Source organism: Pseudoduganella sp. (assembly GCF_041914865.1).
Lineage (GTDB): Bacteria > Pseudomonadota > Gammaproteobacteria > Burkholderiales > Burkholderiaceae_D > Rugamonas.
Map to the genome: position 1 here is coordinate 82799 of NZ_JAYSCO010000013.1, position 16058 is coordinate 98856.

Below are 16058 nucleotides of genomic sequence, written 5' to 3' on the forward strand. Positions count from 1 at the left end.
AACAAATGACCCGCTCGATTGCCGCCCGCCTGTTGCGCATCATCTTCGGCTGCTACTTCGTGGTGACCGTGCTGGTGACCGCCTTCCAGCTGACGGCGGAGTACAAGCACACGCGCAACCGGGTCGAGCGCGAGATCGAAGCCATGCAGCACACCTTCGGCCCCGGCATTGCCGATGCCATGTGGCGCTTCAACGACGACATCATGCGCGGCATCCTGGCCGGCATGAAGGAGCTGCCCATCGTGGTCGGCATCAAGGTGGTGGACGACCAGGGCAAGCTGGTGCGCGCGGTGGGCACCGTGCTGGACGAGCAAGGCAAGCATATGCAGGCCCTGCCCGACGGCCGCCTGGCGCCGCCCACGCGCGACGACGGCCTGTTCGGCGAAGTGTTCAGCCGCGAATTCCCGATCGCCTATCCGCTGGAGAACGGCGCCCTGCAGCCGATCGGCACATGGACCGTGTATTCCAACCGGCGCATCGTGGTCAGCCAGGTGCAGTATGGCTTCGTGCTGATCCTGGTGAACTCGGTCATCAAGACCATGGCGCTGTGGTTCATCTTCCTGCTGGTGGTGCGCCACCTGCTGGGCAAGCCGCTGCGCCAGCTGAGCGACTACGTCGGCCGCCTGACCATCGACAACCTCGGCGACCAGCCGCTGCGCCTGCGCCACGGCGGCAATACGGAACTGGACCTGCTGGCCAACAAGATCAATGAAATGCGCGAGAACATCCTGGCCGGGCTGGCGGAGAAAGCCGCCCTGTATGAAGAACTGGCCGCCCTCAACGAGACGCTGGAGCGGCGCGTGGAAGAACGCACGCGCGCCGCGCGCCACGCGCAGGACGAGCTGGCGCGCAGCGAGCGCCTGGCGGCCCTGGGCTCGATGGTGGCCGGCATCGCGCACGAGCTGAATACGCCGATCGGCAACAGCCTGATCGCCGCCAGCACCCTGGGCGACAAGGTCAAGGCGCTGGGCGCCAGCTACGAGAGCGGCTTGCGCCGCTCCGACATGGCCAGGTTCCTGGAGGAGGCGGAAGGCATCGGCGAGCTGATGACGCGCAATATCGAGCGCGCGGCGCGCCTGGTGTCGAGCTTCAAGCAGGTGGCGGTGGACCGCGCCAGCTCGCAGCGGCGCAAATTCGACCTGGGCACCGTGATCCAGGAAAACCTCAACACCCTGTCGCCGGTGCTGCGCAAGACGCCCTACGAAGTGGTGCTCGACGTGGCGCCGCTGGTGGCGATGGACAGCTACCCCGGCCCGCTGGGCCAGGTGGTGGTGGCCCTGGTCGACAACGCCCTGCAGCACGCCTTCCACCAGCGCGACCACGGCCGGCTCTCGATCACGGTGCCGGTGCCGGCGGGCGACACGGCCGACATCATCGTCAGCGACGACGGCGCCGGCATCGCCGCCAGCCATATCAACCGCATCTTCGACCCCTTCTTCACCACCCGCATGAGCGAAGGCAGTTCAGGCCTGGGCCTGAACATCGTGCACAACATCGTCACCACCATCTTGGGCGGCAAGATCCAGGTCGAGAGCACGCCCGGGGTGGGCACCAGCTTCCGCATCACGATCCCGCTCGATGCGCCGATGCACCACGAGGAGCCGATTATCCCGCAGGCGTGAGCAGCACCGGCACTTCCTTGAAGGCCGGGGTCTTGGAGCCGCGCGCCATCAGGTCGGGCGAGATGAGCGGGGTCAGTTCCGGGAAGTAGCCGAACACGTCGCCTTCCGGCACGTCGTAGCGCACCAGCTGGTAGCCCTTGCACTGGCGCGCAATGCCGTCCGGCGCGGCGGCGTGGATGTCGACCAGCTGGCCGTCGCGCAGGCCCAGGCGCGCCATGGTGGCGGCGCCGATGAACAGCACCTTGCGCGTGTGGTGCACGCCGCGGTAGCGGTCCACCTCGCCCGTGCTGTCGCGGTAGACGGTGGTGTTGTACTGGCGGTGCGCGCGCACGGTGGCCAGGCACAGCACCGCGTCGCCGTACTGGGCGCGGGCGCGGCGCATGATGGTGTCCTGCGGCAGCGCAATGGCGGTGAACTGCGCCTTGCCGCTGGCGGTGCGCCAGTCGCGGTTGCGCGCGCTGTTCGGCAGGTAGAAGCCGCGCGGCTGGGCGATCCGTTCGTTGTACTTTTCAAAGCCGGCCACCGCGGTCTGCGCCACCTGCTCGATCAGGGAACGGGTGGTGGCGTAGTCGCTGCCCATGGCCTGCCACGGAATGGCCGACTCGCCCAGCGTGGCGCGCGCCAGCTCGGTCACGATATGCGGCTCCGAACGCAGCTTGGCGCTGGCCGGCTCGCCGCGCCCGGTGGAGGCGTGCACCATGCTGGCCGTGTCCTCCACGCTGACGAACTGCGGCCCGCCGGCCTGCTCGTCGCGCTCGGTGCGCCCCAGGCAAGGCAGCAGCAGGCCGACGCGGCCCGGGTGCAGGTGGGTACGATTGAGCTTGGTGGCGATATGCACGGTCAGCTGCAGGCCCTGCATCGCCTGCAGCACGCGCGGCGTATCCGGCCCGGCCACGGCGAAGTTGCCGCCCAGGCCGAGGAAGGCATGCACCGAGCCGTCCATGATGCCCTTGATGGCGGCCACCGCGTCCAGCCCGTGCGCCGCCGGCGGAGTGAAGCCGAACACGCGCTGCAGGCCGTCCAGCCATTCCTGCTTGGGGCGGTTGGTCACGCCCACGGTGCGGTCGCCCTGCACATTGGAGTGGCCGCGCACCGGCATCAGGCCGGCGCCCGGGCGGCCCACGTTGCCGCGCAGGAGCATCAGGTTGACCAGGGCCTGGATGGTTTCCACCGCGTACTCGTGCTGGGTCAGGCCCATGCACCAGGTGGCGATGCTGGCCCTGGAGGTGATGTAGACCGCCGCCGCCTGCTCGATCCGGGCGCGCGACAGGCCACTGTCGGCCTCGATCTGCGACCACGCCGCGGCGCGCACGGTGGCCGCGAATTCCTCGAAGCCGCTGGTGTGGCGCGCGATGAATTCATGGTCCAGTACCTTGCCGCCGGCCTGCTCCGCTTCCAGCACGGCCTTGGCCATGCCGGTCAGCGCCGCCAGGTCGCCGCCCACGCGCACCTGGAAGTACTCGGTGGCGATGCGGGCGCCATGCCCTGTCAGGGTTTCCTTCGGCGACTGCGGGTCGGCGAAGCTGCGCAGGCCCGGCTCCAGCATCGGGTTGAACACCACCACGCGGCAGCCGCGCAGCGCGGCTTCGCGCAGGTCGCCCAGCATGCGCGGGTGGTTGGTGCCGGGATTCTGGCCGAACACGAAGATAGCCTCCGCGTGCTCGAAGTCCTCGCGCGTGATGGTGGCCTTGCCCACGCCCAGCGTGCTGCCCAGCGCCATGCCGGACGACTCGTGGCAGTAGTTCGACGAGTCCGGCATATTGTTGGTGCCGAAGGCGCGCGCGAACAGCTGGTAGGGGAAGGCAGCCTCGTTGCTGCTGCGGCCGGAGGCGTAGAACACGGCGCGCTGCGGCGAGTCGAGCGCGCGCAAGGCTTGCGCCGCCAGCTGGAAGGCCTGCTCCCACGCCACTTCGCGGTAGGTGTCGCTGGCGCTGTCGTACAGCATGGGGGCGGTCAGGCGGCCGAAGCCTTCCAGTTCCGCTTCGCTGCGCTGGCGCAGCTCGGCCAGCGTGTGGGCGGCAAAGAATTCGGGCGGCGCGCGGCGCGGCGTGGTCTCGTGCGCCACGGCCCAGGCGCCCTGCTCGCAGAAATCCACCGCCTTGTCCTTGGGCGAATCGGGATAGGCGCAGCCCGGGCAATCGACGCCGAGCGGCTGGTTCAGGCGCGGCAGCACTTTCAGGGCCGGCACGGCGCCGTTGCTGCGCAGCGCCTTGGCCGTGCCATGCAGCGAACCAAGGCCGCCGGCGGATTTTTTATAGAAGCGAATCGGGTGCTGCACGTGGATCTCCGGCCAGTCATTCAAGTCAGAATGTTAACATAAACCCACATAGTCGCCTTTTCTTGTCAGCAAGAAACAACTTGCGGTATACTCGGGGCGCGCCCTACTCCCGCGCACTGTTCCCCTCTGGCCAAACCCTCGCCTGCTGCCTCCTCGCTGGAGAAGGTTATGCGCCGCATTCCCACGTACCAAACATTCAAATTCAAGCTCACGGCCCTGCTGGTGCTGATGGTCATGCTGGCCAGCGCGCTGGTGGGCGGCGCTTCACTGCTGGTGGCGGAACGCGAGATGCGCAAGGTCATCGGCAACCAGGAAATGGCCACCCTGTCCGGCGCCGCCGCCTACCTCGACCGCGACATCACGTCCAAACAGGAAGTGCTGCGGGTGCTGGCGGAAGGCTTGCAGGCAGCGCCGGTGGCGCACGGCAAGGTGCAGGACCAGCTCGAGCAGCGCCTGGCCCTGCGTGACGCATTTGCCAACGTTGCCGCGCTGGGACGCGACGGCCAGCTGCTGGCCAACCTGCAGGACCGGCGCATGGTGGGCAAGCTGAACAGCCATGGCCGCCAGTTCTTCCGCGATACGCTGGCGGCGCAGGAAGGCGTGGTGTCGGCGCCGTTCCGCAGCATCCTGTCCGGCCGCCCGGTGGTGGCGGTGACGCAGCCGGTGCTGGACCGGGCCGGCGCCATCGACTACGTGCTGGTGGGGACCATCGACCTGCAGCGCCCGGCCTTTGCCGGCCAGCTGCAAGCCTTGCGCGGCCACGCCTCCGGCTACCTGTTCATCGTGGCGGCCGACGGCACCATCGTCTACCACCCGGACCCGACGCGCGTGCTGGCGCGCGACGCCGCAGCCGGTTCGCTGGCGCACACCGTGCTGGACGGCAGCGACGGCTGGCGCCACGATGTGCAGGACCAGGGCCGCCCCATCATGCTGGCGCACACGCGCCTCAAGCACCTGGACTGGACCATTGCGGTGGCGGTGCCGCTGCAGGACGTGTTCGCAGCCATGTCCGGCGTGCGCCTGCGCGCGCTCGGCACGGCCGCCCTGGCGGCGCTGGCGGCCGGCCTGCTGGGCTGGCTGCTGCTGCGCCTGATGCTGGCGCCGCTGTACCAGCTGTATGGGCAGGTGCTGGCCCTGGGCCGCGCCGCGGTCGATATCGAGCAGTTCAACTCGTCCCGCCCCGATGAATTCGGCCAGTTGAGCCGCGCCTTCTACCAGGTGTCGCGCCAGCACCAGATCGCCGAACGCAACCTGCAGCACCTGGCCACCACCGACCCGCTGACCGGCGCCCACAACCGGCGCATGTTCGACGAGTTCTTCCCGCAGGCGCTGAAGCGCGCCATCCGCGCCGGCCAGCAGATCGGCCTGGCGGTGCTCGACATCGACCACTTCAAGGCGATCAACGATACCTACGGCCACCAGGCCGGCGACGCCGTGCTGGTGCAGTTCGCCGACCGTCTGCGCCACGCGGTGCGCAGCACCGACACCGTGGCGCGCATCGCGGGCGATGAATTCGTGATCGTGTTCGAGCACCTGGACGCCGCGCACGACGTCAACCTGCTCGGGGAGAAGGTGGTGGCGGCCATGAAAGCGCCTTTCAGCGTGAACGGCAAGGCGCTGGAAGTGACGGCCAGCATCGGCATCGCCCTCACTACCGAGCTGCCGGCCGACGTCGACAAGGTGATGCTGGCCGCCGACCAGGCGCTGTACTGCGTCAAGGCTGCGGGCCGCAACGGCTTTGCCGTCAACTGCGTGGGCGCCGAGCGCATGCTGTCGGTGCGCGATTTCGCCGCGCCGGCCAAGCCGGACAAGAAGCCGACCTGGCCGTCGAGCAGGATGTAAGCCGCGCGCGCGGCGCTTAGCCGCGCAGCGCCAGCGGCCGGCGCGCCGCAGCGGCGCCCGCCCCGCCACTATCCGCCGCGCTGCCCTCGGCCTGCGACAGGCGGAACTCGCCCACCAGCGCCACCAGGGTGGCGGCCTGCTCCTGCAGGCTCTCGGCGGCGGCGGCGGCCTGCTCCACCAGCGCCGCGTTCTGCTGCGTCACGCCGTCCATCTGGCCGATGGCCTGGTTGACCTGGCCAATGCCGTTGCTCTGTTCACCGCTGGCGGCGCTGATCTCGCTCACGATATCGGTCACGCGGCGCACGCTGGACACCACTTCCTGCATGGTGCTGCCGGCCTGCGCCACCAGCGCGCTGCCCGCCTCCACCTGCTCCACCGAGTTGCCGATCAATTCCTTGATTTCCTTGGCCGCCGCTGCGCTGCGCTGGGCCAGGTTGCGCACCTCGCTCGCCACCACGGCGAAGCCGCGGCCCTGTTCGCCGGCGCGCGCCGCCTCCACCGCCGCATTCAGGGCCAGGATATTGGTCTGGAAGGCGATGCCGTCGATGACGGAAATGATGTCGACCACCTTGCGCGAGGAATCGTTAATGGACGCCATGGTGTCGACCACCTGCGCCACCACTTCGCCGCCGCGCGTCGCCACTTCCGAGGCGCGCGCCGCCATCTGGTTGGCCTGGCGCGCATTGTCGGCGTTCTGCTTGACGGTGCTGGTCAGCTCCTCCATCGTGGCGGCGGTTTCCTCCAGCGCGCTGGCCTGCTGCTCGGTGCGCGCCGACAGGTCGGAATTGCCCTCGCGGATTTCCTTGCTGGCCACCGCCACGCTGTCGGACGACTCGCGCACCCGCGCCAGCACCGAATGGATCTTGGCGACGAAGGTGTTGAAGCCGGTGCCGATCACCGCCAGTTCATCGTTGCCGCGCACCTCCAGCCGCGCGCTGAGGTCGGCGTTGCCGCTGGCCAGGCCCGACATGGCGTCGCCCAGTTCGCGCAGCGGCTGGGTCAGGCGGAATACCACCGCCACCAGGATGAAGCCGGTGGCCACCGCGCACAGCAGCGACACCAGCAAGGTGTAGGTCAGCAGCTCGCGCGCCGAGGCTGTCGCCACCGAACGCGGGAAGCTCATTTTCACCGCCCATGGCGCGATATCGGGGTGCAGCACCAGCGGCTGGATCAGGTGCGCCATGCCCTGCTTGTCCTCATACTCGTAAGCCTTGCCGGCGCGGATGCTGTCCAGGCCTTCCTTCGGGATATCCTCGGCCGGCTTGCCCACCAACGCCTCGGCCGGGTTGCTGGCATACAGGCCGCCGTTCGACACCAGCGACAGGCGGCCGCCTTCGATCGACTTCATCTCCTTCAGGATCTCGCCCAGCTTGGTCAGCATGAAGTCGGCGCTGGCCGTGCCCTGGAACTTACCGTCGATCATGATCGGCGCCACCAGCGACGCCATCAGCACGTCCTTGCCGCCCACCGGATAGGCATACGGCTCGGTGAAGAACACCTTGCCGCTGCGCTTGGGAATGTCGTACCAGTCGTTGGCGCCGGGCTTGGGGTCGAACACGATCGGCTCGATATTCACCCCGCCGCCAGCGGCGCGCGTGTAGTACGGCATGTAGCGGCCCGTGGCGTCGTACTCCGGCTGCTTGCCGGCGTACTCGGCGTCCTTGCCATCGAGCGCATTCGGCTCCCAGGTCACCGCCGCCCCGATCAGGTCCTCGGAGCTGAACAGGGCCGCCTTGGTGATGGCGCCGGTCTGCTCGCGCGACAGGGTCAGGCCGCCGCCGCGCGTGGCGCGCTGGGTGGCGCCGAGCTGGATGATGGTGGCCAGGTTGCGCCCGATGCGCGCCTGCAGGGCCGACGCGGCCGCCGCAGCCTGGGTGCGCGCCAGGTCCATCGCATCCTTCTCCGCCGTGCGGCTGCTCTTGATGCCGGTCACCGTGGCGGTGACGGCCAGGCTGACCACAACCAGCAAGGTGGCTGCAATGCAGATCTTTGCATTCAGCGACAATTTCGACAGCATGCTGCGCTCCTCAGAAAGTCTTGGCGATGGTGACTACGAAAGTAGCCTTCTCGGTATTCGAATACGCCAGCCGGCCGGCGGCATCCGGCACACCGTTGGTGTAATCGCGGTAGGCGCTGGTGGCGCCCCAGCCGCGCGTGACGGCGCCGGCGACGGTCCAGCCGCCTTCCAGCACCTTGGTCACCCCGACCTTGGCATCGCGCCAGTCCCAGATCTCGTTGCCGGCGCCACCCACGCGCGCGTCGCCCGCGTGCAGGTTGAGCGTGAAGCCGGAACCGAGGTCGTAATTCGCGCCCAGGTCCAGGTAGCCGGTGCCGCGGCCGTGCGTGATGCCGAAGAAGTGCGGGCTGACCGTGTAGTTGTATTTGGCGTAGTAGGCCTTGTAGGTCAGCCCCAGCGACAGCTCGGTGTAGTTGAAGGTGGTGTCGGTGGAACTGACTTTCGCGCCCGGGTACAGGTACTGGTACAGGATGACGCTGTAGCCGACGTCGCCCGCCGTGGCCGAATAGCCGGCATACAGGTCCCATTCCAGCTTGGCTTTTTCGATGAACTTGTCGCTGACGTTGGAAGCCCAGGTGCCGGCGATGAAGCCGCTCGGGTGGACATAATCCACGCCCACTTGCAGCGCCGGTTTGTCCCAGGTCTGGCGGATGCCGCGCGAGACGTACTGGCTGGCGAGTGTGACGGTGGAGGTCAGGGTGGGAGTGGCGGGGCCTTCTTGTGCCTGGGCCGCGCTTGAAACCAGGAGTGCCAACAGCAGTGTGCGTTTCATTCCTACCCTCGCTTTCAAATTGTGTGAAACACGTAGCAATAGTAGTTGCAAATCTGTTCCCTCGGGGTAATACACAGAGGGAACGTTGTGGCCGTGCTACGCGGCCACGGTTTTGCGTGCCTGCTTTACACGGTACATGGCCTGGTCGGCCAGATCCATTAACTGGGTCATGTCGCGCCCATCCTCCGGGCTGATAGCGTAACCAATGCTGGCGCCCAGGCGCAGCGGGCGTCCTTCGAACTCGAACGGCGCGGCGATCGCGCTGCCCAGGCTATGGCATTTGTGCCCCACCCCGTCGCGGTCCAGCACGCCGCACAGCAGGATGCCGAATTCGTCGCCGCCCAGGCGCGCCGCCAGGTCTTCCTGCCGCAGCTCGCGCGCAATGCGCTCGGCCACCTGGCAGATGGCGGCGTCGCCGGCGCGGTGGCCCAGGGTGTCGTTGATGGCTTTCAGGCCGTCCATGTCGAGATTCACCACCGCCACGCTGCCGCAGCCACGTCCGGCCTGCGCCAGCTGCTGGCGCAGGCGGTCGTAGAACAGGGCGCGGTTGGCCAGGCGGGTCAGGGTGTCGTGCGTGGCGCGGTAGTACAGGTCGCTCGACTCGTACTGCACCGCGTGGTAGATGGCGGCGCCGATCAGTTCCGACAGCAGGCCGAGGATCTGCGCCTGCTGCTGGTCGAAGGCGTGCGGCTGCGGCGCGCCGACCTTCAGCACGCCCACGCTCTGCCCTTCGTGGTGCAGCGGCACCACCAGCATGGAGCGCAGGCCCACCTTGCGGCAGGCTTCGCGGTCCACGCGCGGGTCGGTTTCGCTGTCGTCGCAGCGCAGGATCCGGTCCTCCGCCACGCACAGGCCGGACAGGCTGCCGCTGCGGCGCAGGCGCAGGCCGAGCGCACCAGCGGCCAGGCCGGCCGTGGCGCGGTACACCATGTCTTCGCCTTCCGCCAGCTCGACGATGGCGGCGCTGGCGCCGCACAGGGCGCCGGCGCGCTGGCAAACCAGCTGCATCACGCCGCCCAGGTCCAGGCCCAGGCGCGCGATATCGGTTTGCAGGTTAATAATCTCCAGCAATACTGCCGGATTCAGGTTCAGCCCATCCATCATGCCGCCGCCGACAAATCTCACACATTCTCACGGCTTCCAGTGTGACTGATTTGTGAACAAGTGGCAACTTTTGTGGCGTTCCTGCCGTACTTTCACCCGGCAGTGTCGTATTTCACGGTGCAACCGTAAGGCTGGGTCACCGGCTTGCTGACCGCTTTGCCGGCCGCCAGTTCATCCAGCGCCTGCACCACGTAGTTGGTGGCACCGGGGATGTCGTCGGCGCTTGCGCTGGGCTTGCTGTCGATGGCGCCGGCGTAGACCAGCTTGCCGGCCGGGTCGATCACATACATGTGCGGCGTGGTGCGGGCGCCGTAGGCACGGCCGATATTGCCCTTGTCCAGCACCAGGTTGCTGATCACCGCCTTTTGCTCCTTGCTCCACGCGCCGAGGCTGGCGGCGGTCTTCGGGTCGGCGGCGGCGCCCGAGGTGTTCAGGCTGACCCAGGCCGCGCCCTTGGCGGCGGCGTGCTTCTGGGTGGACTGCATATTGCCGCTCTTGTAGTGCTTTTTGACGAAGGGGCAATCCGGGTTGACCCATTCCAGCACCACGTATTTGCCCTTGAAATCTGCCAGCGAGACTTGCTTGCCGGCGGTGTCGGTGCCGCTGAAGGCGGGCGCCGGCTGGCCGATCTGCGCTTGCGCCAGCGCCGCGCCGCTGCCCATGAAACCAAATGCCACGACTGCGCTCAATGCCAGGTGTTTCATCACGACCTCCTTGGAAAAAGACTACAAACGGGCGAGCGCGGAATGGATCGCATCCGCGCTCAGTACTTCCGGCAGCAGTTGCGGCGCGCTATCCTGGGCGCCATACAGCACATACACCGGCACGCCGCTGCGGCCCAGCTCCTGCAGCTGCTGCGCAATCAGCGGGTCGCGGCTGGTCCAGTCGGCACGCAGCAGCAGTACCTGCTTTTGCGCCAGCGCCGCCAGCACGGCGGGATCGCCGAGCGTGGTGCGTTTATTGAACTGGCAGGTGATGCACCAGGCAGCGGTGAAATCGACAAATACCGGACGTCCCGCAGCGCGCGCCTGCGCCACCGCCTGCGGCGACCAGGGCTGCCAGGCGCCGCCCTGCTGGCCGTCGCCAGTGTCGCGCTGCGCCGCAGCCGGCGCGGGCGGCGCCTCGGCGGCGGCCTGCAGCAGCGGCACGCTCCAGCCCAATGCTCCGGCCAGCCCCAGCAGCGCCGCCAGCGCCGTGGCCGCTGCCCTCGCCTTTCCGCCCGCCCCGTGCGCCGTGGACCATGCGCCCATGCCGGACCAGAGCCAGGCCGCAAGGCTGGCGGCCAGCAGCAGCACCAGCAGCGCCGCCATGCCGTCCACCCCGGCCTGGTGGCCCAGCACCCAGGCCAGCCAGACCACGGTGGCGAACATGGGGAACGCCAGCAGCGCCTTGAAGCGCGCCATCCACGGCCCCGGACGCGGCAAGGCCCTGGCCAGGCGCGGCCAGGCGCTCAAGGCCAGGTAAGGCGCAGCCATGCCCAGGCCCAGCGCGCCAAAGATGGCCAGTGCCTGCGGCCACGGTGCGGCCAGCGCTGCGCCGACCGCCGCGCCCATCAGCGGTGCCGTGCACGGCGAGGCGATGGCCACGGCCACCGCGCCGGTCAGCGCATCATCCAGCAGCGGGTTGCGGGCACGGTAGGCGGCCAGGCGGTCGGGCAGCAGCGTGCCGACTTCGAATACGCCCAGCAGGTTCAGGCCGATCAGGGTGAACAGCAGCGCCAGGCCGGCGATGAAGAGCGGTGATTGCAGCTGGAATCCCCAGCCGACCAGGGAGCCGCCGGCGCGCAGGGCCAGCAAGGCGCCGGCCAGCGCGAGGAAGCTGGCCACCACGCCCACCGTGTAGGCGATGCCGCCGGCCAGCTGGCGCCCGCGCCCATCCGCCCGCTGGGCCAGCGCGACCGCTTTCAGCGACAGCACCGGGAACACGCAAGGCATCAGGTTGAGCAAGGCGCCGCCTAGGAAAGCGAACAGCAGCAGGAGCGGCAGCGCGGTGGCGCCGGCGCCATCCATGGCCGCTGCCGGCGCAGGCGCCGGGATGCCTGCGGGCGCCGGCGCGGCAGCGGGCGCGGGCGCGGCGCTGGCAGGCCAGCCGGCAACGGGCGCCGTCAGCGCGACGCCGCCTGGCACGCCGGGTTCGGCGAGGACCAGCCTGAGCGCCGCCGGGCTCTCGCTGCGCATGGCCGACAAGGGCGCGCGCAGCAGCAGCCGGCCGTCGACCCAGCGCTGCACAGGCGCGGCCGCGTGTTCGAAGACGCCGCCCTGCTCCGGGAAGAACTGCAAAGGCTTGCCGCGCCACGCCGCCGGCAGGCCGTCAAGCGCGAATTCCACCGCCGCGCCCTCGACCCGCGCCGCCGCCTGCGCGCCCGGCAGCACGCGTGGTGCGGCGGCAGCTGCTGCCTCGAACGCGGCCCGCGCATCGCGCACCGGCGCGCCTGGCGCCAGCTGCAGCGCGAATTGGCCCGACTCCGGCAGGCAGATGTCCTTGCACACCAGCCACTCCGCCTGCAATTTGACGTCCAGCGCGCCGTCGGATGCCACGCGCACCGGCACCGGCAGCAGCACCGTGCCATCGTAGCCAAAATTCACGAGGGGGCCATACGGCAGCCGCTGCGGCACCGGCCAGGCGATGTCGCCGGCCGAGCTCCCGGCCGGCAGGCTCCACTTCAGCGTTACTGGCAAGCCGGAATCGCCGGGATTCTTCCAATAGGTATGCCAGCCATCCTTATGCACCAGCTGCAAGCCCAGTTGCAAAGGCTTGCCAGCGGCGACGCCCTGCGGCGCGTAAGCCAGCAGGGTCGCGGTAACGTGATCGGTGGTGACGGTGGCACGGTTCATGGGCAGCAAAGACTCCCCTCAAAAGGCCAGCTTAGCGCATTCAGGCAGCCGCAGTATGTCGTATTGTTGCAGGCGCCGCGGCCGCCAGCGCCGCCGCTGCGCGCGCCTTGCGGTGCATGGCGCGCCGCCCCAGCCACAGCACCAGTCCGGTGACCATGAACAGCAGCGGCGCCAGGCCGGATACCGACACCAGCACCCGCCCCGGCAGGCCGAACGCCTCGCCCGTGTGCAGCGGATACTGCCAGTTGAGGAAGGTGTCGCCCGCGGGCGCTGCGAGCGGATCGCGCACGCGCAGCACCGCGCCACTGATGGCGTCGACGCTGACGCGCGTATTGCCATCGCCCTGGCGCACCTCGCCCGGCTGGCGCAGGCGGATCTCGTACGGCGCCTTGGCCGAACCCAGGCTCACGCGCGACAGGCGGCCCTGCGGCAGGTGCCGCTGCGCCGCTTCCAGCGCGGCCGCCACATTGATCGGCTTGCGGCCTTCCGCTGCCGCGTTGACCGGCTTGCTATTCGGCTCCAGCGGCGCCACCGCCGCCACCACCGGGCGCACCCATTCCGGCAAATTCATCGCCATGCCGCTAAAGCCCAGCACCGCCAGCACCGGCGTCATGAAAAAGCCCGCCGCGCGGTGCGAGCTGTAGTTGAACTGGCGCGACGTCAGCGCGCCGCGCACGGTGAGCGCCTTGCGCAGGCTGGCCAGCGTATGTTTCGGCCACCACAGGGCCAGGCCAAGCAGCGACGTAATCGTCAGGAACAGGCCGCTGATGCCGATCACGGTCTTGCCAACCTCGCCGGCAAACAGATAGCGGTGCAGGTGGAACAGGCTTGGCATCAGCAGCGGGCGGCTCACGCCAAACTCGCCCCAGTTGCGCTCACCCAGTACCGCCAAGGTGTAGCGGTCCAGCATGACCTGGCGCGAGACGTCGGTGTCGAAAGCACCCTTGGCCTTGTTCGGCTGGCGGTACCAGGCCACGTACACATCGCTTGCCGCGTGCGGCAGCATGAGCTGGGTCGGCTTGCCGTAAGCGGGCATGGCCGCCAGCCTGTCCACCGCCGCCTGCACCTGCAGCGGCGTCGGCGCGGCGTCCGCCTGGCCGGCCGCGCCGCGCGACTGCAGCAGCGCCGGGTTGAGCGCCGCATCCAGTTCGTGCATCCACGCCAGCGGCACGCCGGTCAGCCCCGCCATGACGAACAGCGCCCCGAACAGCAGGGACGCATAAAGGTGGAGGTCGCGCAGGCGCGCGCGCAGCAAACCGGTCAGCATTATCAAAAAAGCCAGCAATAAATTAGTTTGAAATTATAAATGAGAATGATTATCATTGTCGGCCTGATTTTTGTATCTTTCTGTTTAGGAGTTACCCGATGACCACCCTGCATCCCCTCGCCCGCGCAGTTGCCCTGGCCTGCCTGGCCGCCTCCGGCACCACCGCCCTGGCCCAGTCCAGCGAAGCGCCGATGAGCGAAGTGGTGGTCACCGCCACCCGCAACAGCAAGAGCGTGGACAAGATCCCCGGCGCGGTCAGCGTGATTTCGCAAAAAGAGCTGGAAGCGCAATACCTGCTGGCCGACGACCCGTCCGCCGCGCTGGCCACCTACATTCCCGGCTACGCGCCCAGCCGCCAGAAAATGAGCTCCACCGGCGAATCGCTGCGCGGCCGCAATACCCTGATCCTGCTGGACGGCGTCCCGCAGACCAACCCGCTGCGCGGCGGCATGCGCGAAGGCTATGTGGCCGATACCGCCATCATTGAGCGCGTGGAAGTGATCAACGGCGCCTCGGCCATGCAGGGCATGGGCGCCACCGGCGGCATCGTCAACTACATCACCAAGTCGCCCAAAGGCGAAGGCACCACGCACAGCGTCAACGCGCGCCTGTCGTCCCAGCTGCGGCACGACAGCCTGGACTGGAAGACCGGCTACACCCTGCAGCACAAATCCGAGGGCTTCGACCTGCTTGCCTTCGGCAGCATCCAGCAGCGCGGCCTGGGCTACGACGGCCAGGGCCGCCCGCTCGGCATCGAAAGCGTGCAAGGCGACACCATGGATTCCGAAGGTACCGACCTGTTCTTCAAGGTCGGCAAGAATTTCGGCGAGCAGCGCCTGCAGCTGACCGTCAACCGCTTCCGCATGGAAGGCGACGGCAACTACAAGCAGGTACCGGCCAATTTCGCCGCCGGCACCCCGACCAGCGCCACGCGCGGCACCCCGCCCGGCGCGCCGCCGCGCAACAAGGTTGAAACCAGCAGCCTGGAATACCGCCACAACGAGCTGTTGGGCGGCGCCTTCAACGCCCAGCTCTTCAAGCAGGACTTCGCCTCGCTGTACGGCGCCACCAACACCTCCACTTTCCAGGACGTGAAGCTGGCCCCGGTGGGCAGCCTGTACGACCAGTCCGAAGTGGTGGCCGACAAACACGGCGCCAAGCTGACCTACGTGCGCCCCAATACCGTGATCAGCGGCCTGGAATTCACCGCCGGCCTGGACTACCTGCGCGACCGCACCAAGCAATGGCTGGCCGGCACCGGCCGCACCTGGGTGCCAACCCTCGACTTCACCTCGCTCGCCCCGTTCACCCAGCTCGAATACGACATCGGCCCGCTGACTGTGCGCGGCGGCGTACGCCACGAAGACGCCAAGCTGGACGTCGACACCTACACCACGCTGGCCGCCTACGGCAGCCGCCTGGTGCAAGGCGGCCAACGCTCCTTCACCAAGAACGTGAAAAACATCGGCGCCGTCTGGCGCTTCAGCCCCAACTGGTCGGCCTTCATCTCCAGCGCCGAAGGGTTCGGCCTGCCGGACGTGGGCCTGGTGCTGCGCGCCGTGAACCGCCCGGGCCAATCGGTCGACAAGCTGTTCGACATGGAGCCCGTCATCACCCGCAACAACGAAGTGGGCCTGAACTGGCGCGGCGCGCTGGGCAACGTCGGCGCTTCCTACTACGACTCGCGCTCCAAGCTCGGCACCGCACTGCGCATCAATTCGGCCGGCATCGGGCAGCTGGACCGCGTACCGACGCGCGTGCGCGGCTGGGAAGTGTCCGGCGAACTGCGCGCCTCGCGCGCGCTGTCGGCCTTCGGCTCCTACGCCCGCACCATGGGCAAGACCGCCACCACCGCCGGCGCCCCGATGGACGTGGCGCTGGGCGCACGCTCGCAGGGCCCGGACAAGCTGGTGGCCGGCGCCAACTGGCAATGGATGCCGAAAGCAAACCTGCGCCTGCAAGCCACCACGCTGAAAGACCGCGACATCAATATCGGCCGCACGGTCGGCACCGCCAACCTGGAAGAGCACTTCAAGGGCTACACCCTGGTCGACCTTGCCGCCAGCTACGACTCCCCATGGGGCAAGATCGGCGTCGGCATGGAAAACCTGACAGACCGCCAATATGTTGGTTATTACCCACAATCGGTCAGCTACAAAGACCCCGCCTCCCACTTCGCCGGCCGCGGCCGCACCCTCTCTCTGAGCCTGGTCCGTAGCTTCTAAGAAATTCGGGGTCAGGGGTGTCAAAAGGGCAATTATTTGACAGCGTTGAATAAAAGGACGATTGTGCGGCCAGACCCCGACATGCTATACAGCAGAA

At 68.3% G+C, this 16058-nt stretch carries 10 protein-coding genes; 3 read left to right on the forward strand and 7 right to left on the reverse strand.

The annotated features are described in order from the left end of the window. Positions 1-5: 5 nt before the first annotated feature. Positions 6-1622 (forward strand): sensor histidine kinase, encoded by a 1617-nt coding sequence (locus tag ACE3TQ_RS08945; RefSeq protein WP_374581746.1) that lies wholly within the window; start codon positions 6-8, stop codon positions 1620-1622. Here the strand turns inward: ACE3TQ_RS08945 and ACE3TQ_RS08950 are convergent. Further along, positions 1606-3900, reverse strand: a complete 2295-nt coding sequence (locus tag ACE3TQ_RS08950) for an FdhF/YdeP family oxidoreductase (RefSeq protein ID WP_374581747.1) — start codon at positions 3898-3900, stop codon at positions 1606-1608. The two genes, ACE3TQ_RS08945 and ACE3TQ_RS08950, sit on opposite strands and share 17 nt — an antisense overlap. Positions 3901-4068: 168 nt before the next feature. Between ACE3TQ_RS08950 and ACE3TQ_RS08955 the strand changes: the two genes are divergently transcribed. After that, positions 4069-5742 carry a diguanylate cyclase domain-containing protein gene (locus ACE3TQ_RS08955; RefSeq protein WP_374581748.1) on the forward strand — a complete coding sequence of 558 codons (1674 nt, stop codon included), beginning with the start codon at positions 4069-4071 and terminating at the stop codon, positions 5740-5742. A 16-nt stretch (positions 5743-5758) separates the two neighbouring features. On the opposite strand, the gene ACE3TQ_RS08960 is transcribed toward ACE3TQ_RS08955, so the two are convergent. From ACE3TQ_RS08960 to ACE3TQ_RS08985, 6 genes are all read right to left on the reverse strand, one after another. Next, positions 5759-7759, reverse strand: a complete 2001-nt coding sequence (locus tag ACE3TQ_RS08960) for a methyl-accepting chemotaxis protein (protein WP_374581749.1) — start codon at positions 7757-7759, stop codon at positions 5759-5761. Between the two features lie 10 nt (positions 7760-7769). Continuing rightward, positions 7770-8531: a TorF family putative porin gene (locus ACE3TQ_RS08965; protein WP_374581750.1), complete on the reverse strand. Its 762-nt coding sequence runs from the start codon at positions 8529-8531 to the stop codon at positions 7770-7772. 96 nt (positions 8532-8627) lie between these two features. After that, positions 8628-9656, reverse strand: coding sequence for a diguanylate cyclase domain-containing protein (locus ACE3TQ_RS08970; protein WP_374581751.1), 1029 nt, complete (start codon positions 9654-9656; stop codon positions 8628-8630). Positions 9657-9727: 71 nt separating this feature from the next. Beyond that, positions 9728-10339, reverse strand: a complete 612-nt coding sequence (locus ACE3TQ_RS08975) for a redoxin domain-containing protein (RefSeq protein ID WP_374581753.1) — start codon at positions 10337-10339, stop codon at positions 9728-9730. Between the two features lie 21 nt (positions 10340-10360). Next, a complete protein-coding gene (locus ACE3TQ_RS08980; protein WP_374581754.1) occupies positions 10361-12469 on the reverse strand; it encodes a protein-disulfide reductase DsbD family protein in 2109 nt (702 codons plus the stop codon). 40 nt (positions 12470-12509) lie between these two features. Then, positions 12510-13736: a PepSY-associated TM helix domain-containing protein gene (locus tag ACE3TQ_RS08985; RefSeq protein WP_374581755.1), complete on the reverse strand. Its 1227-nt coding sequence runs from the start codon at positions 13734-13736 to the stop codon at positions 12510-12512. Between the two features lie 98 nt (positions 13737-13834). Here ACE3TQ_RS08985 and ACE3TQ_RS08990 point away from each other — a divergent pair, with 98 nt between their 5' ends. Beyond that, positions 13835-15961 (forward strand): TonB-dependent receptor, encoded by a 2127-nt coding sequence (locus ACE3TQ_RS08990; protein ID WP_374581756.1) that lies wholly within the window; start codon positions 13835-13837, stop codon positions 15959-15961. The last annotated feature ends 97 nt before the right edge of the window (positions 15962-16058 follow it).

What these genes read in the sequence shown, in the direction of transcription:
- ACE3TQ_RS08945 (WP_374581746.1), top strand. Translation starts at nt 6, where the DNA reads ATGACCCGCTCGATTGCCGCCCGCCTGTTGCGCATCATCTTCGGCTGC.
- ACE3TQ_RS08955 (WP_374581748.1), top strand. Translation starts at nt 4,069, where the DNA reads ATGCGCCGCATTCCCACGTACCAAACATTCAAATTCAAGCTCACGGCC.
- ACE3TQ_RS08960 (WP_374581749.1), bottom strand. Translation starts at nt 7,759, where the DNA reads ATGCTGTCGAAATTGTCGCTGAATGCAAAGATCTGCATTGCAGCCACC.
- ACE3TQ_RS08965 (WP_374581750.1), bottom strand. Translation starts at nt 8,531, where the DNA reads ATGAAACGCACACTGCTGTTGGCACTCCTGGTTTCAAGCGCGGCCCAG.
- ACE3TQ_RS08975 (WP_374581753.1), bottom strand. Translation starts at nt 10,339, where the DNA reads ATGAAACACCTGGCATTGAGCGCAGTCGTGGCATTTGGTTTCATGGGC.
- ACE3TQ_RS08980 (WP_374581754.1), bottom strand. Translation starts at nt 12,469, where the DNA reads ATGAACCGTGCCACCGTCACCACCGATCACGTTACCGCGACCCTGCTG.
- ACE3TQ_RS08985 (WP_374581755.1), bottom strand. Translation starts at nt 13,736, where the DNA reads ATGCTGACCGGTTTGCTGCGCGCGCGCCTGCGCGACCTCCACCTTTAT.
- ACE3TQ_RS08990 (WP_374581756.1), top strand. Translation starts at nt 13,835, where the DNA reads ATGACCACCCTGCATCCCCTCGCCCGCGCAGTTGCCCTGGCCTGCCTG.